The organism is Liquorilactobacillus capillatus DSM 19910, assembly GCF_001434915.1.
Taxonomy (GTDB): domain Bacteria; phylum Bacillota; class Bacilli; order Lactobacillales; family Lactobacillaceae; genus Liquorilactobacillus; species Liquorilactobacillus capillatus.
In genome coordinates, this window is the sequence record NZ_AZEF01000045.1 from 851 (window position 1) to 2,702 (window position 1,852).

Genomic DNA, 1,852 nt, shown 5'->3' on the forward strand with positions numbered 1-1,852 from the left:
GATTTCAGATATATGTGGGAGTAGTCGTTGCTAGAAATGGTAACGGCTTTTCTTGTAGATAAATTTAAAGCGAAAGGAGCTGATTGCATGGGTAGAAAGGTGAAACAACTTGCGGATATGAGTAAGCATCTAACCAATGAAGAAATTGAGCAACGTAAGGATATGGAAAAGTCTTTATTTGAGTATCCCGAACTTGATAATAATGCGCCTGATTGGTTGAGCGGCAGAGCCTTAACAGAATGGAATAGGATAGTGCCTTATTTAAAGCAAAATACGCCCGTATCAGAGCTTGATAGAAGTTTATTAGCTACTTACTGCAAACTATATTCAGTTGTTCAGACATGCAATACAGACATTACAAAGCATGGTTTAGTAATAACCAATAAAAGTAATGGGTCAAAGAAGAAAAATCCATACATTGAAATTATGAGTACAGCTATTAAAGATATGAAAGCCATCGCCAATGATTTAGGAATGACTATATCTAGTCGGTCAAGAATGGAATTGCATAAAGCCAAGTCTGATAAACCAAAAGATGAATATGAAGCGATGCTATCATGATTAAATACGTTGATGAAGTGCTTGTTGGTAATATTCTAGTTGGTAAGAAGATTAGGCTAGCTTGCGAACGTTTTAAGCGTGATTTAGAGCGGTCTAAGACAGATGAATTTAATTACTACTATGATGAAGAAGAAGCTACAAAAGCTGTTAAATTTATCGAGAGCCTGCCAAAAACGGACGGTAGTAAGTTGGATATGCAGCCATTTCAAGAATGGATAATATCAGAATTATACGGCTGGAAAGAAAAAGATACAGGATTCAGGCGATATGATCGTGCTTTTATTTCAATGGCCAGGAAAAATGGTAAAACTTATCTAGCTAGCGGGATTGCTGCTAATGGTTTACTAAGAGAAAAAAGCCCTGCAATGAATAGACAAGTCCTATTTGTTTCCAACGGCTTAAAACAAGCAAAGCTAGGTTACAATATGCTTTCAAGTGGTTTAAACCAAGTTCGTAAAAAGTCTAAATATATGCGACAAAGAGTTAAGGTGCAAAAGCAAGAAATTGAAGATGTGGAAAGTGGCAGTAAGGCACTTGCATTGGCCAGTGATACTAGTACGCTTGATGGTTTTGCAGGAACTACAATTGTTCTTGATGAATGGCACGAAGCCAAGGATCGAAAAGTATATAACGTTTTAAAATCAGGGCAAGCACAAGAAGATAATTCTTTACTTGCAGTTATTTCAACATCAGGGCTTAATTTGAATGTTCCAATGCACGCAGAATATGAAATGCTTAATGATGTTTTAAATGGCAAAGCAGAGGCAGACAGGTATTTTATAGCTATTTGGGAACTAGATGATAGAGAAGAAGTATACGACCAGGATAATTGGGTAAAGGCTAATCCATTGTTTAGTGAGCCAAAAGTTAAAAAGAAAATGACTGAAAAAATAAAAGCTGATGTAGATTTAGCGATTAAGCAAAATAATATGATCCCAATTCTAGTTAAGAACTTCAATATGTGGCTACAAGCCAGCGAGGATAGTTATGTAAGCGCAGATGATTGGAGTGCTGGCAAGACTGAAAGCATTAATTTGAATAATCGTGATATTTATATTGGTGTTGATTTATCAAAAAGTAATGATTTGACCGCGGTTAGTTGGATAATTCCGACTGGTGACGGTCATTTTTATTGTGATAGTCACTCATGGGTTGGTACTAAATACGGCTTAGACAGCAAAATAAAGCGTGATGGTATTGATTATCGCAGTATGCAAAGAGCTGGAGAGTGTACCATTACACGTTTAGAGAGTGGAATTATTGATTATGATGCAGTCTTTGAATATATCCA

At 36.3% G+C, this 1,852-nt stretch carries 2 protein-coding genes; both read left to right on the forward strand.

Annotated elements, in window-relative coordinates; genetic code table 11:
- Nucleotides 1–87 precede the first annotated feature (87 nt).
- Nucleotides 88–561, forward strand: a complete 474-nt coding sequence (locus FC81_RS09415; protein ID WP_057746216.1) for a phage terminase small subunit P27 family — start codon at nucleotides 88–90, stop codon at nucleotides 559–561.
- Nucleotides 558–1,852: terminase large subunit (locus FC81_RS09420; RefSeq protein WP_057746213.1), on the forward strand; the 1,295-nt coding region annotated here is incomplete at its 3' end. The genes FC81_RS09415 and FC81_RS09420, both read left to right, overlap by 4 nt.

Excerpts from the sequence above, each read along its gene's own strand:
- FC81_RS09415 (WP_057746216.1), top strand. The coding sequence starts at position 88 with ATGGGTAGAAAGGTGAAACAACTTGCGGATATGAGTAAGCATCTAACC.